Below are 24,689 nucleotides of genomic sequence, written 5' to 3' on the forward strand. Positions count from 1 at the left end.
TCTTACAAAAACAGTGCTGAAAGTTTCTCTATATCATGCATATTTGTTCCCCCCTCCTGAATAATATAGTACAACCTAGCGCTATATGTGGAGGTGTGAAAGATGAAACTAATATTTCAAATGGGAAAACAACCTGTTCTTGAAAAAACAATCCTTCTTTTTATATTGAGTATTGTAGAAAGCTTGAAGTTAAAAGTTGTTTCACTCGACGAAGCTCACCGATACATATTCAATTTAGAAGTACTTGAATTATTAATGGATCGGAACATCGATGATCAAGTACTTGAACTTATTCATTTCGGGATGGGACTTGAAGACATTTATCATGTGCTTCCTGAAGAACTTGAGCATACGATTGAGGAATTAAAGTGGCTTTGCATTCAAGTATTAAGTGAGTACAGTATGCATGAAGAATCCGAACAATTAATTGAAGATATACGGTAAAAAAGCACCTATGTAGGTGCTTTTAATGTTTTTTTAAACTATTTTTATACGCCTCAATATTTACTGGTAGCTCTTCCTCTTCCAAAGTATGTTCATTTACATCTTTATGAATGAACGCACCTTTAGGTGGTTGATGATCATGCCCTTTTTTCTTATGATCAAATGCTTTCCCGCGTCCCATACAAATCCCCCTTTCTTAAAAGAAATCCGTATTAGTATGGAGAAAAGTACGTCGATATATGCAATCCCTTGCTGTATTTCCAAGGAAATACTCGAACCTTGTTTTCTACTCTCCTTACAACAACTGATCGATCCCAATAAGAATTAATAATACTCCTGCGATAATTGTCGCCCATTTCCCTAAGTATTCTGCTAAAAATCGTTTTCCTACATACGCAAAACCACTAATACAAATAAAACTAAACACCCCAGAAATAGTCGCTGTAAGCCAAAGATTTAAATTTGTTACCCCTGCATCAAATCCACCTGCAATATTATTAATAGACAACGCAACTCCTAAAACAATTGCTTCTGAGAAACTAATTGTTTTAGAACCATCAAAATCTGCTTTTTCCGGATCACGTAAAATTCCCATAAGTACATTATCATCTTTAGAACCTGCAGTATTTTTTTGGCCCAAGAAAGGCTGACATAAAATAAACACACCGATTATCCCTAAAACGATTGCTCCAATCAGATTTGCTGTAAACTCTGAAATAAATAACGCAATCCAGTTTCCAAAAAATCCAGCTAGTAAAGTAAATAAAAATCCAAAGAATGCGATGATAAAATTGTTAAACCACGAAATACGAATTTTACGAATGCCATATGCAATTCCAACACCTGCATTATCTAAATTAGAAGCGATCCCGATTAAAAAAATTGAAAATAAGCCTACCGTACTCATAAATAGTCACCCCTTTTTCTCACTTTTCAATGCATATTATGAAAATGTTGAGCAACTGTGCCTGTCTGTTTCATATACTTGTAATAAATGCTCAATATTTTTTCAACACTAAAAAAGGAGTGCCTACACTATGGCTAATGAAAACCCGAATGATCGGCTTGGCAAATTAATAAAAAAACTTTTAAAAGAACGCGCCTTATCTATGCGCCAACTAGGAATACTTACAAATATTGATCCTGCAACAGTCTCAAGAATTATTAATGGTAAACAACCGCCAAAACAAAAACATCTACAAAAATTTGCAGAATGTCTTCAAGTTCCACCCCAATTGTTATTTGATGAAATGTACCCTGATTCTCCTCACATTAATAAAGAAAAAACAGATATGTACACATCTCTTGATACCATTCAGCAAACGCTGCAATCCTCTAACTTATTCGATTTCGATTACACTACAACTCGCGTAAAACAAGAACTCGAAAATTACGAACGCTATGCCCAGACAACAGAAGGCGAAAAACGTATTCATGACAGTTTCGCGAGCAAATTAGAGCAAATTGATAGTGCTGGTCCTTTTATTGAACAATTAACAGATATGTATCAACAATTTTGCAATGAAACCATTTCAAAAGAAGAACGTGCAGTTCTTGGAAGCGCATTACTGTATTTCATTTTATCGACAGATATTATTCCCGACTATCTCTTTCCAATTGGCTATTTAGATGATGCGATCGCCGTTGAATTAGCAAAAGAGAAATTACTTGAAATAAAACGAAAGACATAGCAAAATAAAGAACTATTTCAGTTATTTATTTTCACCTCTGAAATAGTTCACTAAAAAATCGTACAAGTATACATACTCGTACGATTTTACTATACAAATCTATTTTTTCGTGTGGCACCATTCATATATAAATGCTGTTATTACTTTTGTAAATTCAATTAACTGCTCTACTTCTACTTTCTCATTTATTGAATGAGCTTCCTCTAATGTGCCTGGTCCGTAAATAACAGCCGGAATATGAAATTCACTAAACCAACCACCATCCGTTACCGTTGCAGACATATCTAAAATTGCGTTTTTAGAAAGAATTGATTCATGTACTGAGCTAAGCGTTTTTACAGCTGTATGTTCACTATCTATTTCTAAAGAAGGGAAAATTTCGCCACGATCCACAATCATTGATTCTCCGCCCCACTTAAATTGTGGTGGATTTTCACTTAGCCATGGATCGGCAGCTGCTACTTTACCGATATACTCTTCAATTTCTTTTATTATTTGTTCATGTGTTTCATTCGGATAAAAGTGCACTGTTATCCATAACCGGCACTCATCCGCAATAAAAGCTGCATGTCTTCCACCTTCAATAACAGCTGGATTAATTGTTGTTGTTCCAGACGGATAGCCTTCATATGTTTTCATAACTGCCCAATGACGCTCTAATTCTTGCAAACTTTGCACAATTTTCATCATTTTTTCAATTGCACTCGCTCCAAATAAACGTCCTCCAGCATGAATCATTTGCCTACGCGTTGCATCATGAAACGTTTGAGGGCTTTTCACAGTAATCCAGCCAGTAATTACGCCGCCCTGTCCTTGCATATGTAAATTACTCGTATCCACTACGACTGCAAAATCAGCATCATAACCTCTTTTGCAGCATTGAAGTGTACCAGCTTCTCCAACTTCTTCTCCAATTACGGATTGAAAGATTAAATCTCCAGGTAATTCAATACCAGCTTCTTGTAATAGCTGAATAGCAAATAGCGCTCCAGCTAGTCCCCCTTTCATATCAGCTGCACCACGTCCAACTAACCAACCATCTTTTATAAATGGCTCAAACGGATTTGTTTCCCACGCCTCATCTGCCGATACTTCAGCTACATCCATATGTCCATTAATAATAAGACTTTTATATGAGTCACTTTTTGCCCCTTTTTTCACACCAACAACGTTCGGATCATTAGGATATACATCCCATTTATCAACACTAAAATTTCGTTCTCTTAGAAACTCTGCAACAAATTGTTGTGCCTCATTTGTATTTCTCGCCGGCGGTGCTGGTGTTTCAAAACGAATTAATGTTTTTGTAAGTTCTAACAATTCCTCTTTCCTTGAATCTATTTGTTTTAACAACTGCGAAACTTCTGGATTCATCGCTAATTCCCCTTTGCATACATAGTATGTTTCCAGCTTTATTTTCACAAAAAAAGAGACTGTTTACAAATCTTACAGTCTCCAAATTAATTCATATTATAAGCTCTCTACTTCCGTCGTATTTGTCTTTTCAATATGTTCTACTTTACGTGCCTTATTTCTTGTCGCACGGTAAAACAGTAAACAAACAATCATAAATGGAATACCACAATACAATGCCATTCTTTGTTCTGGAATAAAGGCCATTCCAACGATTACTGTTAAATTTAATACTAACGCAAGAAGTGGTACAAATGGATACAATGGTGTTTTAAATTTCAATTCTTTCACATCCCCGCCCTGCTTTATGTATGACCTTCTAGCTAATAAGTTAGATAGAGCAATAGATGCCCAAACTAATATCGCCCCGAACCCGGCAATAGAAAGTAGCCATAAATAAACTGTATCTTCCGCATAAATACCTGATAGTAATGAAAGGCAACCTACAATTGTACTTACAATCAATGCATAAATAGGAACACCGTTTTTAGATAACTTACCAAAAATCGGACTAATCATTCCTTGATTAGACATAGACCATAGCATACGAGAAGTTGCATATAACCCTGAATTCGCAACGGATAGCACTGCTGTAATGATAACAAAATTTATAATATCTGCTGCATAAGGAATACCAATTTTATCAAATACAACTACAAATGGACTTTCAATTACTCCCGCTTGTTGCCAAGGGAATAGTCCAGCAAGAATAAAAATAGATAGTACAAAGAAAACAAGTATACGCCAAACTGTATTGTTAATTGCCTTCGGGATTGTTTTCTCTGGATTTTCACTCTCACCTGCTGCAATACCAACTAATTCTGTTCCTTGGAAAGAAAAATTAACTGCAATCATCGTAATTAAAATGGCTGATAATCCATTGGGGAACAATCCACCATAATCAGTAAAACTAGAGAACATCGGCGCTGGTTCATTTCCTTTCATATCTAGAAAACCAAACATTGCTGCCCCGCCTAAAATAATAAATGCAATAATCGTAATTACTTTAATACTTGCAAACCAAAATTCAACTTCCGCAAAACTTCTTGAAGATAACGCATTAATAGCAAAGAGGAGTACCGCAAACACTACGCACCAAATCCATGAAGGTACATCAGGAAACCATCGTTTCATTAAAATACTAACTGCAATTAGTTCAATCCCTATCGTAGCTGACCAGTTTAACCATGACATCCATCCAACTACATAACCTGCTGCAGGAGAAATATGCTTTGTCGCATACGTTTGATAAGATCCTGCGTCAGGCATTGCAACAGCTAACTCTCCAAGACAGAGCATCGTTAAATACATAACAAATCCTCCAACAAGATATGCTACAATCGCTCCTCCAGGCCCAGCTTCATGAATTGTATACCCAGATCCTAAAAAAAGACCGGTACCAATAACGCCTCCAAGTGCAATCATAAATATGTGCCTGCTTTTCAATTCTCTTTTTAATCCTTGATTTTGATTCATCATATAAATCCCCCCTTTTCACTTTGTAAACCCATTTAATGTAAGCGTTTTTAAAATTATTCACCGTAAAAATAATGATTTAAAAGAGCAAAAATACACGTCACTTACATTAATCACTGCCTGTTACTAAAAGGTCATCCCTTACTGTTATTAATAACTTTTGATCAGCAATAGCTTGTCCTTCTACTACTTCTAATGATTCAATATAACCACTGATCCCTATCTTAATTTCTACTTTCTGTTTATCTATTGTTTCAATTAATGCTAATTTCTCCCACTCATATACGTAAGAACTTTCCGTAACAAATAACTTCTCTACTTTCCCGTAACAAGGACTATACACGCATTCTATAACCGTCTTCACTTTATACACTCCTCCTTCTTATTAGTTGGTACTGAAACGTTGCATATCCCTCCTTTAGATATATCAATTATTATTTATGCAAAATGCGTACCAATCTCCAATTCCTATTTAAAATGAAGGTTTCTCAAAAAAAAAACTTCATAACCGCAAAATTTTTCTATCATTTCAGAGATTTTAAAAGGAAAATAGCAAAAAATTTTTGCGATTTTATAAGAATTTTAATAAAATTATAAAAAGTCAGTCTTCATAGGGTGGAATGAGGAGAAGATAATCTATGCGTACAGAAGAAATTAATTTAAAACAGATCATTGAAATGAATATGCTATATGAAACTTTACTCAATGAACTCGACATCGGAATTCATATTATTAATGAGGAAAGTAAGACGATTATCTATAACCGCAAAATGATGGAAATTGAATCAATGGAGCGCTCAGATGTGCTATATAAAAGTCCTTTAGAAGTATTCGCATTTGAGGAAAATAAAAATAGTACTCTTATAGAGGCATTAAAATTTGGAAAAACAAAGAAAAATATAAAACAAACGTATTTTAACAATAAAGGACAAGAAATTACAACGCTTAACGATACTTTCCCTATAATAGAAAATGGAAAAATTAAAGGCGCTATTGAAATATCAAAAGAAATTAGTAACTTAAAGCAAACGATAAAAATAGGTCCTTCTCGAAAACAAAGTACTAAATTTACCTTTGATCACATAATTGGTGATTCTGAAGCCATTCAATCAATCATTACAGAAGGAAAAAGAGTAATTCGTACATCTTCCTCCATACTTCTAGTAGGAGAAACAGGCACTGGTAAAGAACTATTTGCACAAAGCATCCATAATGAAAGTCAGCGTTCAACAAAACCCTTTATTTCACAAAACTGTGCCGCTATACCTGATACCTTAATGGAAAGCCTACTATTTGGCACAAATCGTGGTGCCTTTACAGGAGCAATAGATAAATCAGGCTTATTCGAAGAAGCAAACGGAGGAACTTTGTTATTAGATGAAATCAATTCATTAAGCCCAATACTTCAAGCTAAGTTGCTGCGGGCTATACAAGAAAAAACAATACGAAGAATCGGAGGTACACACGAAAAAGAAATTGATGTTCGCATTATAGCAACTATCAATGAAGATCCCTTTGAAGCCATCGCACATAATCGATTAAGAGAAGACTTATATTACCGATTAAGCGTCGTTACTTTATGTCTTCCGCCTTTACGTGAAAGAAAAGAAGATATTCCAGCTCTTGTTCAGCACTTTATTGAAAAATATAATACTCAATTCGGGCTCAACGTAACCGATGTAGATGTAAATGTAAGAGAATTTTTCTATGCCTACGATTGGCCTGGAAACGTACGGGAGTTGGAACATATAATTGAAGGTTCCATGAACTTGATAGAAGATGAAACCATCATTACAGCGTTTCATCTTCCTACTCGCTTTCGCGAACGAATAAAAACAGAATTCAATATGCAACATGCACTAACTACTCACAATACTGATGCACCTAAAACTTTAAAACACACAATAGAAAAAATGGAAAAGAACTACATTAATCAAATTCTTAAAGAGAATCATGGCAACATCTCACAAGCTGCAAAATTTTTAGGATTAAGTAGGCAAAACTTACAATATCGAATTAAAAAACTGCATTTACACGTATGAAATAAACATGTCTCCAAGTGTAAAAATGACTTGGTAAAATATGTTATAATAAACATATAACATGCTAGAAAGGGTCTATATATATGAGTAATGATAAAAAATTAAAGTTATTACAATACTTATACTTTTTCCCTGCCATGCTCTGTATGATGTTATTCATTAATGCCGATGTAAGCAGCTCTCCTTATGCAAAGCTATTAGGAACAATTTTTGGCTCCTTTGCAGCTATTATGCTTGCTGCCTTTTGGAATTTGAAGCTACGTATAAAAAACAAAAAGTCTTCGTAATACTAAAAAAATCGAGCTACTTAGCCCGATTTTTTTATTTTCCATTAAAATTCAACATTCTCTAAATACAACCCACTTGCCTCAGCAAGACAATTAATTTGATTACGTTGTTTCGCCTCTAGAATTTGTGGAATCGCCTCTGCAGCTAATTGTCCTAATCCAACTTCAATTAATGCTCCAACAATTTTTCGTACCATGTTATGAAGAAATCCGTTGCCACTTACTCTAATTTGTACAAATCCTGCCTCTTCCATTACTTCAAGTGAATATACTTCTCGTACCATAGACTTTTTCTTTGATTTCGCATTTGAAAAAGCAGTAAAGTCATGTGAACCAACTAAATGTTTTGCAGCTGCTTTCATGCTTTTCACATTTAATTTTTTATTCACATGCATGCTATATTTACGCATAAATGGATTTGTATGCTCTTCATTCCAAATTTTATACAGATATGTTTTTGCTTTAGAATTGTAACGAGCATGGAAACGATCATGTACTTCTTCCACATTCGTAATGCTAATATCGTTAGGTAAATATTGATTTAAATATTTTTTCACTTTATGTTCCACTAACTTCTCATCACTTTGAAAGTTAGCAACTTGATTCAAAGCATGTACACCAGCGTCTGTTCTACTACAACCGATAATTTCAATTTCTTTTCCGACCATTTCAGATATGACACTTTCGATTTTTCCTTGAATTGTATTATCGTTATTACCGAGACGTTGCCATCCTTTAAAACGTGCACCGTCGTACTGAATCGTTAATTTATAATTATGCATAATATTCTCCTTCATAGAAAATATTCCCTCATACCATGAGGGAATATTAATAAACTTTACTTTCTAACAAGCTTCACTACATTTTCTACGTGAGCTGTATGCGGGAACATATCAACTGGTTGCACATACTCCACTTCATAGCTCTTCATTAATGCTTGTACATCACGTGCTAATGAAGAAGGATTACAAGACACGTACACAACTTGTTTCGGCTTCACTTTTAAAATTGTTTCCAGTAATTTATCATCGCAACCTGTACGTGGTGGGTCGACAACAATTACATCTGGACGCCATCCTTCTTTTACCCATTTCGGTAACCATTGTTCAGCTTTACCTGCTTCATATTTCGTATTTGTAAATCCGTGACGCTTTGCATTTTTTCTTGCATCTGCAATTGCTTCTGGAATTACATCCATACCACGTACTTCCGCTGCATCATTTGCAAGCCAAAGACCGATTGTACCAACACCACAGTACGCATCCACAATCTTCTCGTTTCCTGTTAACGCAGCTGCTTTTTTCGCTTCATTATACAAAACAACTGTTTGCTCTGGATTCAACTGGAAGAATGCACGTGCTGATAATTCAAATGATAAATCGCCAAGTGTTTCTTGAATGACTTCTTTTCCAGCTAATTTAAATGTTTTGTCGCCAAAAATAACAGATGTTTTACGCCAGTTTACATTTTGCATAATTGATTTAACCGCTGGCATCTGTTTTTGTACTTCTGCAATAAATTGTTCTTTATTTGGTAATTCTTCTTTTGTTGTAATAAGTGTAACTTGTACTTCCCCTGTTTGAACTGCAGTACGTGTTACAATTGTGCGTACTAAACCTTTTTGTTTTTTCTCATTGTAAATAGAAACATTTAATTTTTCTAAAATACGTCTTACAACTTTTGTCGCTTCATTCGTTGCTTTATGTTGAATCATACAGTGAGCGATATCAATTAACTGATGTGAGTTTTGTTTATACAGCCCTGTAATAACCTTTTCGTCTTTACGCCCCACTTGTAATTGACTCTTATTACGATAATGCCATGGATTTTCCATGCCAAGCGTTGGGCGAATTTTCTCTTCCATACTATTTTTCATGTACTTCTCAAATGCTTGTACAACGATATCACGCTTTTGATTCAATTGTTCTTTATAATCTAAATGTTGCAGCTGACAACCGCCACACTCCTCATATACTGGACACGGTGCTTTCACACGATGCGGTGAAGCTTTACGAACTTTTTTCACTTTCGCTTCAGCGAAGCCACGCTGAATTTTCGTTGTTTCTGCAACAACTTCTTCTCCTGGTAATGCCCCTGGAATAAAAACAACTTGTCTCTTAAAATAACCAACGCCTTCTCCGTTAATCCCAAGACGTTTAATTGTCACAGGAAACGTTTGACCAACTTCCAACTTACTCTCATGTTGCTTTTGTATCATTATTACACCTCTACTCTATACTTTTCCATAAATATAACGCTGCATAACTGCAGTATGGTTCACACTCTTGTTTCACTTTTTCTAAAAATGCATCATCAGGTTTATCATCTAATTGAAATATACCTTGCACTGCACGCTGAATCCCAATGTCCGCTTTCGGGAACATATTTTTCCGTCCAAGCCCAAACATTAAAAAGTTTTGCACTGTCCATGCACCAATTCCCCTAATTGGCAACAATTGTGCTGAAATGTCTTCTTCCGCCCCATTTTCTATACTCGCTAAATTTAATGTACCACTGACAATACTTCGACCTAATCCTACTATATATTCAGCCTTTCGCTGACTAAACTTCTGCTCTCTCAATTCTTCTATTGAAATATTTGCTACTATTTCCGGAGTGGGGAAAAAGAATACACCGTTCTTCTCTGTTCCATACCGTTTCACAAATTGTTCTGTTAACACAGTAGCAAATTTCAAATTTATTTGTTGGTGAATGATACAGCGAAGCAGACAAGCAAAATAATCAAATTCTAAAATAATTGGAGTATAAGCATATGTTTCAAATAGTGGACGTAATGATGTGTTTAAAAAATGATTTTGTATATCTTGAAACGGTTCATTCCAATGAAAAATGGCCCTCATTCGTTTCATGACTTTCTCTGGATCTCCTGTCTGACTAGAAATCCAAAACTGTGGATTTTGAACAGTACCAATCCCTTGTAAGCGAACAACAACCTGTTCCTCGTCTATACAAAGCGGGATATAAATAACTTTCTCATCTAATTGAATGACGTTAAGAGGATCAAAAGATAAACGTTTTAATACTTCTTCAAAATGATACGGATACTCTAACGTAACATGTTCGCTCCACATACGTTTCCCCATCCTTTTTACACATCATTATAGCATGAGAAAACCGTAAGCATACATGCTTACGGTTGATTGCCTTTTACTAAGTCATCTAGACTTTTAAAATGATACCCTTTCTCGCGCAAATCATCAATGATTTTCGCAAGTGCTTCTGCATTATCTTTTGATATTGCATGAAGTAATAAAATAGATCCTGGATGAATCATCGTCATAACATTATTATGCGCATATTGCCATCCTCTTTGCTGATCCACTTTCCAATCCAAAAATGCAAGTGACCAAAATACATTATAATAGCCCATTTCTTTCGTAAGAGCTAACGTTCTTTCACTAAATACACCGCGCGGAGGACGTACATATTTCACTTCTTTTTGCCCAGTTACTTTTTTAATTTCTTCCGTTACACTTGTTAATTCTTCACGAAGTTTCTCATCATTTACCGCTGTAAAATCAGGATGACTCCAAGAATGGTTTCCAATAATATGTCCTTCATCCTTCATTCTTAACAATAAATCTTTTTGTGTTTTAATGTAATGCCCCGTTACAAAGAAAGTTGCTGGTACTTTTTTCTCTTTTAATACATCTAATATTTTCCCTGTGTATCCATTCTCATATCCATTATCAAATGTTAAATAAATATCTTTTTTCTTCGTATCTCCTAAATAAAACCCGCCATTTTTTTGTAGTAAATCTGTATATAACTTTCCTGCATCTGGTACTGTTTCATTTTTAGGACGCGGGATTCCCCAGTTATGTGGAGTATTTGTATAAGCCAGTGCTGAAACTGGAACAAGTGCCATCATAATTGAAAAAATGAGACCGATATATAACCATTTATATTTCATAAATAGTCTCCTTTCCATATATAATCGTACTTGTAGTTTCTGTTGCTACACATTCTTTCATGCTGAACATGTTTTTCTATATATACCAAAAAAATGCATCTCGAATCATTCGAGATGCATTTTTTATTTACTTAAATACTGGCTCTTTAAAGCTAGCTAATTTTTCAAGTGATGTTTTATCAACATCTGCATGTAAGCTATTACCATGAGAGTCCATCGTTACAACTGCTTTAAACCCGTCGATACGTAAATGCCACATTGCTTCCGGAATACCAAATTGTAAGAAATCAACATCTTTCACTTCTTTAATACATTCAGCATAATATTGCGCTGCACCACCGATTGCGTTTAAATATACACCGCCGTGTTCTTCTAAAGCCGCTAATGTTTTCGCACCCATACCGCCTTTTCCAATGACAGCGCGAATACCGAATTTCTTCATAATATCGCCTTGGTACGGTTCTTCACGAATACTTGTCGTTGGACCTGCCGCTTTAATTTGCCAATTGTCATTTTCATCTTTCACAACAACTGGACCACAGTGGTAAATAATTTGTCCATTTAAATCTACTGGACAATCATTATCCATTAAATGCTTATGGATTGCGTCACGACCTGTATACATCATGCCATTAATTGTTACAACATCACCAACGCGAAGTTCACGAATTTGCTCTTCTGTAATTGGTGCTTGTAATACAATCTCACGTTGCTCTGTTTTTTCTTGTACTTCATGCTGAAGTGTATCTTCACCTTCTTGATATAGCCAATCCATAATGTCTCCTGTTTCAGGATGGATTTTCACACCAAGGCGACGATATGCCCAGCAATTATACGCAACAGATACATAGAAACTAGCTGGCAAACGATTATAGACGCCAATTTTACAACCAAGTAAAGTTGTTTCTCCGCCAAATCCCATCGTACCAATGCCAAGCTTATTCGCATTTTCTAATACGTACTCTTCAAGATGTTGTAACTCTGGTACTGGATTGACATCATCTAATGTACGGAATAATTGATTTTTTGCCAATTCATAACCTGATGTGCGGTCTCCCCCGATACCAACACCAATTACACCAGCGCTACATCCTTGCCCTTGTGCTTGATATACTGCATGAAGAAGGCATTTACGAATCCCTTCTAAATCACGGCCAGCTCGTCCAAGTCCTTCTAGTTCACACGGTAAGCTATATTGAATATTTTTATTCTCACAGCCACCACCTTTTAGGATTAAACGTGCATCAATATAATCTTTTTCCCATTGTTCAAACTTAATCACCGGTGTACCTGGTCCTAAATTATTTCCACTATTATCTCCAAAAAGAGAATCAACAGAATTGGGACGAAGTTTACCATCTTTTGTCGCCCGCTCAAGCGCATTATAGATAGCTTCCTTCAACTTTAATTGATTCACACCAACTGGTGTATAAATTTTAAACGTTGGCATCCCTGTATCTTGGCAAATCGGCGAGATGTTATCATCAGCCATTTTAATATTATTTGTAATTGTGCCAAGTGCCATCGCAGAACGAGTCCCTGCATTTTCTCGCTCTTTCGCTTGTTGAATCGCACGACGAACATCTTTCGGTAAGTTCGTTGACGTTTCAACAATTAGTTGATACATGCTTTCTTGAAGCTTTTCCATTGTTACTTCCCCCTCAATTGTGAACGCTACCAAAACGTTATGAGCTGAAAATTCAATTGTTATGCTCTTTAGCTATTTATTTGTTTCACGCTATTAGAGCATAAATGAAATTTTTCACAACTTGATTATACCTCTTTTTCTATCGTCCTTCTATTACCCGAACAGAAAAAGGCTACCAAATTGGAATTGGTAGCCTTTTTAATATATTATTCGTCTTTTTTAAATTGCTCACATTTTAATTCTAATTCATCTAACATTGCAAGAAGACGATCTACATCTTCTAATTCTACTTCTTCAGGTTCAATTGTATCAATTACTTCAATGAACATATTTAAACGTTCTTTTAAATATACTAATTGTGTATCTTTATCTTGAATTGCTTTTCCCATGAAGGCACTCTCCTTTTAATTCGAGTTGCTTTTATTATACCGCAAAAACGATTGCTATGGGCATGAAATTTCATCAATTTTGTCACAGTCATCCACTATAATGTAAGCCCTCTCTCTTTCCATGCTAAAAAGTTTCACTTTATAAAAAGCACATATTCTTCTATTATAGAGAATGGACAAATTGTTATTTCAATAGTCAAAGGAGTATTTCATATGACGATATCACAAAAAATGAAGCCGATTACTCCTTCTTACGATCCATGGGAAGCGTATATGGACCTTGAAGAGTACGGCAAACTACTATTAACAAATGTTGAATTTACAACGACGACGTTATGCAACATGCGCTGTGAGCATTGCGCTGTTGGTTACACGTTACAGCCGAAAGACCCAAATCCGCTTCCGATGGATCTTTTATTAAAACGATTAGATGAGATTCCTCATTTACGTTCTTTAAGTATTACTGGCGGCGAACCTATGCTTTCAAAAAAATCCGTCGACAACTATGTAACACCACTCTTAAAATATGCCCATGAACGAGGCGTTCGCACTCAAATCAACTCTAACTTAACTATAGATTTAGCACGTTACGAACAGATTATTCCTTATTTAGACGTATTGCATATATCTCATAACTGGGGAACAATTGATGACTTCGTTGAAGGCGGATTTGCAATGATGGAGCGTAAGCCTACTTACGAACAACGTGCAAAATTATTTGAAAGAATGATTACAAATAGTAAGGCTCTATCAGATGCAGGTGTACTTGTATCGGCCGAAACAATGCTAAACAAAAGAACTCTACCACATATTGAACATATTCACCGCCAAATCGTCGAAGAGATGGGCTGTAAACGTCATGAAGTTCATCCAATGTATCCAAGTGACTTCGCGAGTAATCTAGAGATTTTAACAAAAGCTGAAATTCGTGATGCGATTGAACATTTACTAGAAATTCGCGATGAAAATGTATGGATGCTATTTGGAACTTTACCTTTCTATGCTTGTAGCGATGACGAAAAAGACATAGCTACATTTAAAAAATTGCAAGAGAGCAAAAATGTAACTGTTCGTAATGATCCAGATGGCCGTTCTCGTTTAAATGTAAATATTTTCGATGGAAATATTATTGTGACGGACTTTGGTGATGTTCCACTTCTAGGAAACATACAAACAAACACATTACAAGAAGCGTATGAAAAATGGAGCACTTCAAAAACAGCAAAATCATTAAGCTGCCACTGTCCTGCAGTAAAATGTCTTGGACCAAATGTTCTTGTAAAAAACAGCTACTATCCGACAGAAGATTTCTTATCAAAAACAGCAAACATTACATTATAAAAAAAACGTCAGCTTATAAGCTGACGTTTTTTATGTTATTGCGAGTGAGAAGAAGAAATAAATTTAAAAAACAAATGATCATGAATTGGAATTGCCGCTCCAATTCCTTGAGAAGTAATATTTTTCACAACAAGTCTTTTTTGATTTCCCTTTAATACAAGATACACTTCTCCAAATGTTACTTTTCCCTTTTCATTTACTGCTGGTGTATAAGCGTATAAATATCCAAGTTGACTCGGACTAATATTATACACACGCTCATGTCCAGTACCATAACCAATAGTTGTCTTAAACGAAAGAGGTAATTGTACTTTTTCAAGTGCTTTGAGAAGCATCATTTTTTTCACATCTGCAGCATCTTTCATATCTGCTGTTAAATCGCCTTCAACCGTCTTTTGTGTTTCTTGCTTATAGCGAAGTGGATATAAACGGTCTCCTCCGCGATTATCATACACATTTCGATTCACTTGTTTATATTCCCAATTAATCGATGTGTCTACTGATTCATAATGTAAGGCCCATTGACCTAAATAAATTTTTGCCCGATACCCTACTGCAAGTGGCGCATTTGAAATTGTCGTTTCATTAAACATCCGAATTAAGTCTGGATTTTCAATTTTAATATTAGCCGTTTTCAATAGCTCTTGAGCAAATTTACTTGGTTGTAAACGTGGCAAATCTTGCGCATCATTTGGAAATGTATTGTCTTTTGAAATATTTAAAACAGATGAAGGCATTTTTGTTCCTACTGTTGTCTTTGCAAAACTCATGTTAGGAAATAATAAAATAAACGAGACCATAGTTGAAAGACATATGCTGTATACTCGTTTCACCTGTCTGGCTCCTTCCTATGTAGGTATATATACTACTTCGTTTATTGTTTTCTCTGAGCGCAATTGTTATGCCTATTTTTCATAATAAATAAAAACCAATTCCCATAATGACATACGCCGCTAGTAAAGTGCCTCCTTCAAACCAGTTTGTATCTCCATCATTGGAAATCGAAATCGTTAAGAAAACGGCTGTAATCATAGACACAAGTTCTGGTATGGTAAATACTAAAGGCATCCTTTGCGCGAAGAACATAGATAGTAATACTAATACAGGAGCAACAAACATGGCGATTTGTAATGTAGAGCCTATTGCAATTTCAACTGCAATATTTACTTTATTTTTATAAGCCATAATAATTGCAGACGCATGTTCCGCTGCATTCCCAACAATTGCAACAATAATAACCCCTATAAATAACTCTGACCAGCCAAATGACTTTGCAACAGTTTCAAAAGTATGCACGAGTGCCTCTGACACATAAGCTACCGCTAGTGTTGCTATCGCTAAAATAAGTAGCGCCTTCCCTTTCGACCACTCTGGCTCTTCTTCATGCGCTACTTCGTCACTTTTATGTTGATATACACCACGGTGCGTAACTAACTTAAATAGTAATGCAGCAAGGTACATGATAATCATAATAATAGAAACACCTATACTTAATTGATACGTCTTGCCAGCGTCCATCTTCATTGAAAAGATCTCTGGAATAACAAAGGCCACAACAACAGCAAATATTAATAAAGCTGAATTATGCCTTGCATCATATACATTAAAACTTTGTCTTTTGTATTTAAGACCTCCAACAAAGAAGGATAACCCTCCTACTAATAATAAATTTCCAAGTACAGATCCCGTTAAAGAAGCTAACACCACTTCAATTAACCCTGCTTGAAGTGCAAAAATTGAAATGATAAGTTCAACAGCATTACCGAAAGTAGCATTTAATAATCCGCCTATTCTAGGACCAGAAACAATTGCTAGACTCTCTGTTGCTCTCCCCATAAAACCAGCTAATGCGATAATCGTAATACAATACACAGCGAACATAATTGTTTCTGGCCAGTGAAGTGTTTTTCCAAGTACAGATAGTGGTACACCTATAAGCGCTACTATAAGAAATATTTTATTAAACATGCTTTTCATCCTTCCATCGTATGTATTTCTCCTCAATATTATTATTATTCTTCTCCTAACTTGTCCGATTTCATCACAATTACGTTTAAAAAATCGGATTGAAGAAAACAGTATGAAAGATATTTAAATTATCTTGTTTAAACAGACAGAATTATAAATTGTGAAAAGGGGTTAAAATTATGCACTTAAAAGAAAAAATCGCAACTATTATTCAAGGTCAACGTACTGGTGTATTATCTACAGTACGAAATGAGAAACCTCATAGCGCCTTTATGATGTTTTTCCATGAAGATTTTGTACTATATGTTGCAACAGATCGACAATCAAAAAAGATAACAGATATTGAACAAAATCCTAATGTCCATGTACTACTCGGACGAGAAGGAAAAAAATTAGATGAAGATTATATTGAAGTTGAAGGGTTAGCTTCAATCGAGGAAGACTCAACATTAAAAAACAAGTTTTGGAATAATAGCTTAAAACGTTGGTTACTCGGTCCTGAAGACCCTAATTACGTATTGATCAAAATCAATCCCGACACAATTTATTACATTGATGGTGCGGGTACGACGGAGCCTGAGTTTTTACGACTATAAAATAAAACAAGCCCCCCCTTAGGTGGGCTTGTTTTGTCGAAAAGTTCTTTTAAAAAAAATAATAAAATAGGTGGCACTTTCCAAAGATTCTGTTATATAATAGCAGTAACTTAAATAAACTGTATTAAAACAGATTGAGAGGAGAAATAAAATTGATGAAGAGAGAAGAACGCAAAAATATGATTGAGTTTATTGAAAAGAAAAAAGGGATTGAGCGTGACGAATTATTGTTTATGACAGACGATGAAGTAGAACATATTTATAATGTAACGTACTTTTTATATGAGGAAATTGCAGAGTAGTATAATAATCCCCACCTTATTAAAAATATAAGGTGGGGATTATTTCGTTATTTAGCCCACTATTTACAGGCAGTAAAACTCCCACCTTAAAATTCAGGTGGAGCAAGAAGTTAAGTTGAAGTAACGCTTTCTATAAAGCTCAATTGCTTCAACTTTATACATGAGAATAATTTTCATGTATAATACTGTAAGATTGGAGGAATTTTACTATGAGTTCGTGGCTCTTATTTGCACTATTATCAGCAATTGCTGCTGCCCTTGTATCTATTTTTGGAAAGTTTGGTTTAGACGGCATCGATGCAAACGTTGCAACAACAATTCGATCTATTATTATGGCATTATTTATGATAGGCGTTATTATCATACAAGGTAAATTTCAAAATATCGGCGACGTACTGCTAAATAAAAAAGCACTGCTATTTATCACATTAAGTGGGGTTGCAGGTGCTTCGTCATGGCTATTTTATTTTCTTGCCCTCAAAACAGGAAAGGTTTCACAAGTAGCTCCTGTCGATAAATTAAGCGTCGTATTTTCTATCATTCTCGCTATGATTATCCTCGGTGAAAAGTTAAACTTTATGACCGGTGTTGGTGTAGTCTTTATTACAGCTGGTGTATTATTTATTGCTTTCAGCTAAAAAAACCGCTATTAGCGGTTTTTCTTTTTCTTTATGTACAACCATACAACACATGTAACAACTGCTGAAATTAATAAAATCCATATTCCATAATGATGTAAACTATACTCAACGAAGCGCCACTTCTCGCCTAACTTCCAGCCAAGCCCAATAAAAACACTTATCCAAATGAGCGCACCACCGTAAGCGTACAAACAAAAACGCCAAAGTGTCAAATTTGATACCCCAGCAAAATATGCTGTTAAATGACGTACGCCCGGTATAAAATAACCAATCATTAAAAGAAATGGCCCATATTTTTCAAATAAAATATGTGTTTTTTCAATGTGATGTTCTTTAATTCTAATTTTCGGCCCATATTTCTTTAAAACAGGGAGCCCAAGTTTTAAACCTAATATGTAGCTTAACGTGATCCCTAACATCGCACCAGCCATCCCACTTAAAAAAGCAGCAGTTCCTGACATAACTCCTTTTGAAACATTATAACCAACAAAGGTCAATAAAAACTCGTCTGGTATCGGTAATCCGACAATCCCACCAGCCAAAGCTATAACAATTCCAAAATAGCCATAATGCGCGATTAACTCGCCAATATGTTGTTCCATTCGGAAGACACATCCTATGCACGGTCGTTATTCCACATTGTACCCTTTCTATCTTTAAGGCAAACATGGTATACATATTCACTATACATTGTTTTTATAATGAACTCTACTTCTATTCTTTCCTTTAACAGAGATAAAGGAAAACTTTACTCAGTGGGAGTTTTGTTCATCCTCTACTAATTATTAACCTATGCCAATCTTGCTTTTACAGACATCCCGACTCCACATAACTCACTTATATTCACCAATTTTGAGATTAGATTCTTATTGCCCGCAAATAACCCGATAAAAAATAAAAATTCATATGCGTGTTTTTTTGTTACAATAAAGGAAAGTTACTTTTCGCAACGGTTTAACTCTCAAGAAAAATGATATATCTAGCAAAAACATAGTTTGGTCTATATAATGCAACTTCTACCTATTAAAAGAACATACACCCTTTTACATACAACATCATTTTTCTAAATTATACAGGGGGGAACGAACATGACCATTGAAAATCAATTTATTCAAAAAGTTTACTATAAAACATTTTTAACAGAAGAAACTTCTACTCCTGCATCGGAAGTACTCGGTGAAGCATATATAAATGAATCTAAAAATGAATTCTCCAACATTTCTAATATTCGATTTGCTCAAGGTGAATTTTATTATCAAAATAAAGATTTTGAAGCAGCTATATTTAAATGGGAAAAAGTAAATAATGCTCTTGCACTTTGGGCGACAAAAAATATTGCAGATGCTTATTTTGAACTAGGATTCTTACCAAAGGCAGAAGAAATTTATCAATCTATTCAAACGGAAGATACGACTCTTACGATGGAGGTTTCCTTACAACTTCTTTCTCTTTATATCGAACAAGATCGTTTAGGACTCGCTTTTAAGACGATTAGTGAAGCTGTTGCATTCCAACCGGATTACCCAAATATTACTGCAATTGCACGTTCTTTCTATGAAAAACAAGAAGATTGGAACAACGCTATCGAACTAGCTGTTCAAGAAGGTATCCGAACACAATCTTTACACTGGTTTGATACGTTAATAACTTACATAAACAAAGGATTTACAAAAAATATTAAGCCTGAATATTTCTATGAGTCTTTAAAAGCTCTATATGCTGTTGATCAAGCTCAATTTAAAGAACTTGTTATTGCTCTTTGGAATAGCTATCAACATGAATCCTTATACCTTCCTTGGATTCAAAGTATTAATCATTTATTCTTGCATATTGAAACAGACAATAATGACGATTGGAATGAAATTTCTACTCGCTACCAAGAAACATACTTTGCATTAATTACCGGAAATCATTTTATGCATGAATTAAACGGACTTGTACCAAATCTATTAACAAATTGGTTCAGTTTAACGAAAGCAAAAGATTCTCTAGTTGTCTCTGCAGCAGTGTTAGCATGGAATGAAGTCTCACCTACAACTTTAGAATCATTACTCGTAAAAAGTGCTGGATCCTTACTTTCTAATACATCAGCTGAAGCAGATGTAAATATGGAAACAGTTTCTCATTTATTCGAAACAATCGCTGTATGGGCTGAGAAAAATGATGTAGATTTAAGTCATCAATTTACGCTACTCGTCCATGAACTATGTGATTTAAATGTCACACCAATACTAATAGCTGGAACTAGTGACCATGATAAAACATCATTTGTTAATTCAATATTAGGAGAGAACATCTTAACTGAAACTTTAACAACTCCTATTCTATTTAAAGACGCTAGTCAAACTGAAATAACAGAATTTACCGAGTTAGATATAAGAAATATCCCTAACCTTGATGAATTCCATCAAATAACGGCTACATCTGCTCAGTCAGAACTTGAGAAAAAATGTATAGAAATTAAGCTACCAAGTAGGTTTTTAAGAAAAAATAAGTTTACATTTCTTATTACACCATCTATTCAAGGACAATTGGATAAAAACAATGCATACTTTGAATACTTACAAGCAGCAGATAGCCTTGTATACGTATTAAATTCTTCTTCACCATTGCATAGTCAAGAAATTGATACGTTAATTTATTTACGTGAACAAGTACCAAACTTACAAATTCACTTCGTATCACACACAAATAATACGACTACTGATGAAAAACTAATTAGTAAACTTAAAGTACATTTTCCAGATGCACAATTCTTCCCATACTCTCCTTCGCAAGAGAGTAGCCAGCAACTTGGAGATGTAACAGAATCTATTCTTTCTAATCTTGCAAAACGCGATATAGAAAAAGAACGTATAGAAAAGCTAATATGGTTTACGCAAAAGACAATTGCTTATCTCATAAATGAACGTGTGGAATTAGAAAATACATTAGTAAAATCCGTACGCTGGAATAAACACATCTCAGTGAAACTTACTGGATTTATTAATAACCTTACTGCTCTTGAAAAAGATAAAATTCGTTCTATTACCGAATCCTATCTTTTAACGAAAGAAGAAATTACACGAGATATACATTCTCAAATTCCTGAATTATTACAGAGCTGCTCTGATCTTGTTCAAGAAGATAGTGATTTCAAACTAGTTCATGAAGAATTAAATGCTGCAATGAATGAACGAGTTCAAAAGCATGTACAACAGGTACTTCTTCCTAAATTTACTGGGTCTATTCAAGAATGGATTGAAACAGCACATAATGAATTTATTCAAGCTCAAGCTTATTTAGATGAAATGAGTGAAACGTTTAATAAATTATATAAAGAAGAACGTATGAAACTTCCTTGCGATTTCAAATTATTAGATGATTGGAATCGAGATGTTGTACGAATGACAAATCGAATTACAGTAACGAACATCAATATTTTATTACGCTTTACACCGACACAGTTTTTCTTAAAAAGTGCCGGAAAATTATTTGGTAATATGCAAAAAAACCAATCTATGCTCGCCAACAAATATAAACAATATATTGAAACAGAAGACTATACAGAAATTGCTCACACAATTTCAAAACAATTCTTCCTTCAATTTGAAGTATTTGAAGGTGCATTAGAACGTGATATCATGATGTTCTTCAAAGATCCACTTAATATATTGAAACAAAATGTAGATGCAGCTCAACTTGAGATAAAGGAAGACGAGCAAACATTAGCAACGCTAAGAAGCAATCCAGAAACATATCATGATCCTTTGGCGTTATTTAAACTACAATTGCTACAACATAAATTCGTTTTAAGTACTACAAAGAAACATGAAGATATTTTTGTATCAAACGAATCTCCTACTGTTTAACCAAAAAAACCAAGCAAACTAAAATTTGCTTGGTTTTTTACTTTATTATTTTCATATGTTCAAACGGATAATAAATGCCTGCTAACTTTCCTAACACATCTTCTCTATCAATAAAACCTAAACCATTTCTACTATCTTTACTTATTAAGCGATTATCTCCCATAACAAAAATCTTATTTTCGGGAACTGTAATTGGTCCAAAGTCCTCTGTTAAATTCATAAGTTTTTTTTCTGCTTGTTTTTTATTACTATCCAAATACTCTTCATCTTTCACTTCAGAATTTACATATAATTGATCATTTCTCATCTCAATTATATCTCCAGATAATCCAATCACTCTTTTGACATAAAAATTATCTGTTTTCACAACAATAATATCTTCTCTCCCATAGCTTTCAAATTGTTTTGCTAACTTATTAACAATCACCTTATCTCCATCTTGCAACGTTGGCCTCATAGATGCTCCTTTTACAGTCGTAGGGAAAAACACAAAAATTTTCGCCAAAAACACCAATAAACATGCAATTGCAATAGTTCCAAAGAATTCACGCCAACGTTTTTTCTTTTGCATCATTTCACCAACTCATCATCTTTTTACTTTCATTATAAATAATACGACCGATGATTTTCTACAAAATTCTGAATTATAAATTATAATATTAGAAATTTCAAAATGGTAATACTGATCAAATTAAACAAGCAAAAAAGATACTCTCAAAATAGTCTATTCACTATTTTGAGAGTATCTTTTTATAATCCCACATATACAATACACATTTGAGCAGCTACATATGTAAACCAAATCCAAAGTGGCTCATACTTCAATTTACGTCCTCCGATATCTGTCACGCCAATAATAAAATCAGAAATCACAAACAGTAAACCACCAAACGCTGGTATCCACCATATTCCTGTATTTTCATAATATAAGGCGAATGCAAAGCAAGCCATTCCTCCAACCCACAATCCGTAAATTAGAGCTCCTATCGTAAACAATTTATCCTGTTTATCATTTCGGATAAAGAAGAACCATCCTACAATTAGAAAGAGCCCATATACGAGTAAGCCAATCCAAAAACCATTCCACGAAATTCCTGTTTGCAAAAATGCTTTTACATAAAAACAATGAGCAAGAGCGAAAGTAACCATCCCACCAATTAACCTGTGACCAATTGGAATCAGCCCAGCCATAAACAAATCTCCTACAGTCGATAAAGTCATACCAAGTGCAACCCACGTACTATACTCTACAGATGGATCTTGTAACCATATCCAAATTGCACTACCTGTTAAAGAAAAACTAAGAATAAGACGGATTGCTAAAGGTAACGGCATATTATCTTTCGTTCTTTTTGTCTGCCGCATTGCATAAATTGCACCAATTAAAAAAAGAAGTATTTGCCCAATTAACACCACGTAAAGTAGATTCATAATATGTTCTCCTCAATAAATGCTTTTTGTATCTTTTTTCGTTACACTTAGTCTATTATCCTTTTTCTATAAAAAAAGAAGAACAGTACTGTTCTTCCATTGTAATCGCTTTTCTGCTTTCTATGCTACTTGTTTTTCTTTCTCTATTTTTTGCTTAGCTGGCGTCCGATTTACCACAATAATTCCCGCGGCTACACATGCTAAACCGAGTAACACAAATGAATGAATTGCTTCACCTAAAATCATGCTCGATAATAACACACCAAATACGGGTATAAAGAACATATACATAGATACTTTTCCAACCTTATTGTACTTCATAATTGTATTCCAAATGCAAAAACCAGCTGCAGATAAGAAAGATAAATAAATCAGCATAATTAGTGCATGTAGACTAAATGTAAATGGCATTAATCCAACTTGTAAAGCCCCTATACATAATAATCCTATAGAACCAAACATCATTTGGTATGCTGTCATATAGCCAACATCTAACGTTTTACTACCTTCTTTCGCTAATATGTTTCCATATGAATACAGCATTGCTGCACTAAGAAGTAATAAGCTTCCAATTCCAAAATGAAATGATAAGCTACCATCACTCGGCATATTTACTAAAACGACGCCACAAAAGCCAATCGATACGCCAATTATTTTTCTCATATTGAGGGCATCATCTTTATATAAAAAATGGGCGAGTAAAATTTGAAAGAATGATGATGTCCCTGAAATGATAGCTCCTTCAATTCCCGAACTATAACTCATTCCAATATAAAAACAGATATATTGAAGAAACGTTTGGAATAAACCAATTTGTATTAACTGTTTCCCCGTTCCTTTTTTGAAGCTCATATCTTTTCCTAACACTTTAAAGAATAATAAGAGCATGAATCCAGATAAAAAGAAACGATAACCGGCAAATAATATTTGCTCTCCAACTTCTTGTGGTTGAATTCCAAGTTCAACATAACTTAATTTAATAAAAGGAAATGCGCTTCCCCATAAAAAAGTTGCTACTATTGCAGCAATAAATACGCCAATCGGATGGGTAAAAAATTTCTCTGTCTTCACTTGTTGTCTTCCTTTCCGACCTTTTTATGAACAATATTCATATATACCAAAGGAATTGCGAAAACACAAGTTTTCCGTTTATACTTGAAACAAAACCGTACCATCTCATAAAAACATATGATATACTATAGAATAATTACAACATAAGAACGATTAAAAAGAGA

26 protein-coding genes are annotated in these 24,689 nt (G+C 34.5%); 9 read left to right on the plus strand and 17 right to left on the minus strand.

Annotated features, from left to right (window positions below; translation table 11 throughout):
• Positions 1-102: 102 nt before the first annotated feature.
• Positions 103-444, plus strand: coding sequence for a DUF3969 family protein (locus MR112_RS24825; RefSeq protein ID WP_000766604.1), 342 nt, complete (start codon positions 103-105; stop codon positions 442-444).
• A gap of 22 nt (positions 445-466) precedes the next feature.
• Here the strand turns inward: MR112_RS24825 and MR112_RS24830 are convergent, their stop codons facing one another.
• Both MR112_RS24830 and ytaF read right to left on the minus strand, forming a co-directional pair.
• Entirely contained in the window at positions 467-625 is a 159-nt protein-coding gene (locus MR112_RS24830) for a hypothetical protein (RefSeq protein WP_000532409.1), read from the minus strand.
• A gap of 114 nt (positions 626-739) precedes the next feature.
• Positions 740-1,351, minus strand: coding sequence for a sporulation membrane protein YtaF (gene ytaF / locus MR112_RS24835; protein WP_048656516.1), 612 nt, complete (start codon positions 1,349-1,351; stop codon positions 740-742).
• Between the two features lie 130 nt (positions 1,352-1,481).
• Here ytaF and MR112_RS24840 point away from each other — a divergent pair, with 130 nt between their 5' ends.
• Positions 1,482-2,135: a DUF1232 domain-containing protein gene (locus MR112_RS24840; RefSeq protein ID WP_001262772.1), complete on the plus strand. Its 654-nt coding sequence runs from the start codon at positions 1,482-1,484 to the stop codon at positions 2,133-2,135.
• Between the two features lie 99 nt (positions 2,136-2,234).
• Here the strand turns inward: MR112_RS24840 and MR112_RS24845 are convergent, their stop codons facing one another.
• The 3 genes from MR112_RS24845 to MR112_RS24855 all read right to left on the minus strand — a co-directional run bounded on the left by MR112_RS24845 (position 2,235) and on the right by MR112_RS24855 (position 5,388).
• Complete coding sequence (locus MR112_RS24845; protein ID WP_141540719.1) at positions 2,235-3,557, minus strand: acetylornithine deacetylase; 1,323 nt, start codon at positions 3,555-3,557, stop codon at positions 2,235-2,237.
• A 48-nt stretch (positions 3,558-3,605) separates the two neighbouring features.
• Positions 3,606-5,027 (minus strand): amino acid permease, encoded by a 1,422-nt coding sequence (locus MR112_RS24850; RefSeq protein ID WP_000981865.1) that lies wholly within the window; start codon positions 5,025-5,027, stop codon positions 3,606-3,608.
• A gap of 106 nt (positions 5,028-5,133) precedes the next feature.
• Complete coding sequence (locus MR112_RS24855; RefSeq protein ID WP_000859480.1) at positions 5,134-5,388, minus strand: biotin/lipoyl attachment domain-containing protein; 255 nt, start codon at positions 5,386-5,388, stop codon at positions 5,134-5,136.
• Between the two features lie 274 nt (positions 5,389-5,662).
• On the opposite strand from MR112_RS24855, the gene MR112_RS24860 reads away from it, so the two are divergent.
• Both MR112_RS24860 and MR112_RS24865 read left to right on the plus strand, forming a co-directional pair.
• Positions 5,663-7,066, plus strand: a complete 1,404-nt coding sequence (locus tag MR112_RS24860; protein WP_242245531.1) for a sigma-54 interaction domain-containing protein — start codon at positions 5,663-5,665, stop codon at positions 7,064-7,066.
• Between the two features lie 83 nt (positions 7,067-7,149).
• Positions 7,150-7,353, plus strand: a complete 204-nt coding sequence (locus MR112_RS24865) for a hypothetical protein (RefSeq protein WP_098583962.1) — start codon at positions 7,150-7,152, stop codon at positions 7,351-7,353.
• Positions 7,354-7,397: 44 nt separating this feature from the next.
• Here the strand turns inward: MR112_RS24865 and truA are convergent, their stop codons facing one another.
• The 6 genes from truA to MR112_RS24895 all read right to left on the minus strand — a co-directional run bounded on the left by truA (position 7,398) and on the right by MR112_RS24895 (position 13,324).
• Positions 7,398-8,135: a tRNA pseudouridine(38-40) synthase TruA gene (truA, locus tag MR112_RS24870; RefSeq protein ID WP_242245540.1), complete on the minus strand. Its 738-nt coding sequence runs from the start codon at positions 8,133-8,135 to the stop codon at positions 7,398-7,400.
• Between the two features lie 56 nt (positions 8,136-8,191).
• A complete protein-coding gene (rlmD, locus tag MR112_RS24875; protein ID WP_000615206.1) occupies positions 8,192-9,571 on the minus strand; it encodes a 23S rRNA (uracil(1939)-C(5))-methyltransferase RlmD in 1,380 nt (459 codons plus the stop codon).
• A 10-nt stretch (positions 9,572-9,581) separates the two neighbouring features.
• Positions 9,582-10,445, minus strand: a complete 864-nt coding sequence (locus tag MR112_RS24880) for a DNA-3-methyladenine glycosylase family protein (RefSeq protein ID WP_242245550.1) — start codon at positions 10,443-10,445, stop codon at positions 9,582-9,584.
• Between the two features lie 59 nt (positions 10,446-10,504).
• Positions 10,505-11,287: a delta-lactam-biosynthetic de-N-acetylase gene (gene pdaA, locus MR112_RS24885; protein ID WP_000875956.1), complete on the minus strand. Its 783-nt coding sequence runs from the start codon at positions 11,285-11,287 to the stop codon at positions 10,505-10,507.
• A gap of 127 nt (positions 11,288-11,414) precedes the next feature.
• Complete coding sequence (gene fumA, locus MR112_RS24890) at positions 11,415-12,935, minus strand: class I fumarate hydratase (RefSeq protein ID WP_000413523.1); 1,521 nt, start codon at positions 12,933-12,935, stop codon at positions 11,415-11,417.
• Positions 12,936-13,141: 206 nt separating this feature from the next.
• A complete protein-coding gene (locus tag MR112_RS24895) occupies positions 13,142-13,324 on the minus strand; it encodes an SE1561 family protein (protein WP_000513558.1) in 183 nt (60 codons plus the stop codon).
• Positions 13,325-13,537: 213 nt separating this feature from the next.
• Here MR112_RS24895 and yfkAB point away from each other — a divergent pair, with 213 nt between their 5' ends.
• Positions 13,538-14,665: a radical SAM/CxCxxxxC motif protein YfkAB gene (gene yfkAB, locus MR112_RS24900; RefSeq protein ID WP_000156016.1), complete on the plus strand. Its 1,128-nt coding sequence runs from the start codon at positions 13,538-13,540 to the stop codon at positions 14,663-14,665.
• Positions 14,666-14,700: 35 nt separating this feature from the next.
• Here yfkAB and MR112_RS24905 read toward each other — a convergent pair whose 3' ends face one another.
• Positions 14,701-15,498, minus strand: a complete 798-nt coding sequence (locus tag MR112_RS24905) for a YfkD famly protein (RefSeq protein ID WP_002083605.1) — start codon at positions 15,496-15,498, stop codon at positions 14,701-14,703.
• A gap of 79 nt (positions 15,499-15,577) precedes the next feature.
• Positions 15,578-16,633 carry a calcium/proton exchanger gene (cax, locus tag MR112_RS24910; RefSeq protein ID WP_006916198.1) on the minus strand — a complete coding sequence of 352 codons (1,056 nt, stop codon included), beginning with the start codon at positions 16,631-16,633 and terminating at the stop codon, positions 15,578-15,580.
• 179 nt (positions 16,634-16,812) lie between these two features.
• Between cax and MR112_RS24915 the strand changes: the two genes are divergently transcribed.
• From MR112_RS24915 to MR112_RS24925, 3 genes are all read left to right on the plus strand, one after another.
• Positions 16,813-17,229, plus strand: coding sequence for a pyridoxamine 5'-phosphate oxidase family protein (locus MR112_RS24915; RefSeq protein WP_000550220.1), 417 nt, complete (start codon positions 16,813-16,815; stop codon positions 17,227-17,229).
• Between the two features lie 155 nt (positions 17,230-17,384).
• On the plus strand, positions 17,385-17,531 hold the full coding sequence (locus MR112_RS24920; RefSeq protein ID WP_000817786.1) for a BH0509 family protein: 147 nt from the start codon (positions 17,385-17,387) through the stop codon (positions 17,529-17,531).
• 209 nt (positions 17,532-17,740) lie between these two features.
• The gene (locus tag MR112_RS24925) at positions 17,741-18,169 is read left to right on the plus strand and encodes an EamA family transporter (protein ID WP_000100296.1); all 429 of its coding nucleotides are present in this window, start codon (positions 17,741-17,743) and stop codon (positions 18,167-18,169) included.
• An 11-nt stretch (positions 18,170-18,180) separates the two neighbouring features.
• Here the strand turns inward: MR112_RS24925 and MR112_RS24930 are convergent, their stop codons facing one another.
• Complete coding sequence (locus MR112_RS24930) at positions 18,181-18,774, minus strand: DedA family protein (protein ID WP_000434878.1); 594 nt, start codon at positions 18,772-18,774, stop codon at positions 18,181-18,183.
• A gap of 486 nt (positions 18,775-19,260) precedes the next feature.
• On the opposite strand from MR112_RS24930, the gene MR112_RS24935 reads away from it, so the two are divergent.
• Positions 19,261-22,023 (plus strand): tetratricopeptide repeat protein, encoded by a 2,763-nt coding sequence (locus tag MR112_RS24935; protein ID WP_000151418.1) that lies wholly within the window; start codon positions 19,261-19,263, stop codon positions 22,021-22,023.
• Between the two features lie 37 nt (positions 22,024-22,060).
• On the opposite strand, the gene lepB is transcribed toward MR112_RS24935, so the two are convergent.
• From lepB to MR112_RS24950, 3 genes are all read right to left on the minus strand, one after another.
• Positions 22,061-22,597, minus strand: coding sequence for a signal peptidase I (lepB, locus tag MR112_RS24940; RefSeq protein ID WP_065381861.1), 537 nt, complete (start codon positions 22,595-22,597; stop codon positions 22,061-22,063).
• A gap of 176 nt (positions 22,598-22,773) precedes the next feature.
• Positions 22,774-23,454 carry a lysoplasmalogenase gene (locus MR112_RS24945; RefSeq protein ID WP_001051080.1) on the minus strand — a complete coding sequence of 227 codons (681 nt, stop codon included), beginning with the start codon at positions 23,452-23,454 and terminating at the stop codon, positions 22,774-22,776.
• Positions 23,455-23,574: 120 nt separating this feature from the next.
• A complete protein-coding gene (locus MR112_RS24950; protein ID WP_000845701.1) occupies positions 23,575-24,525 on the minus strand; it encodes a DMT family transporter in 951 nt (316 codons plus the stop codon).
• Positions 24,526-24,689: the final 164 nt, after the last annotated feature.

This window comes from Bacillus cereus group sp. BfR-BA-01330, from assembly GCF_022663885.1.
In the GTDB taxonomy this organism is placed as follows: Bacteria; Bacillota; Bacilli; order Bacillales; family Bacillaceae_G; genus Bacillus_A; species Bacillus_A cereus.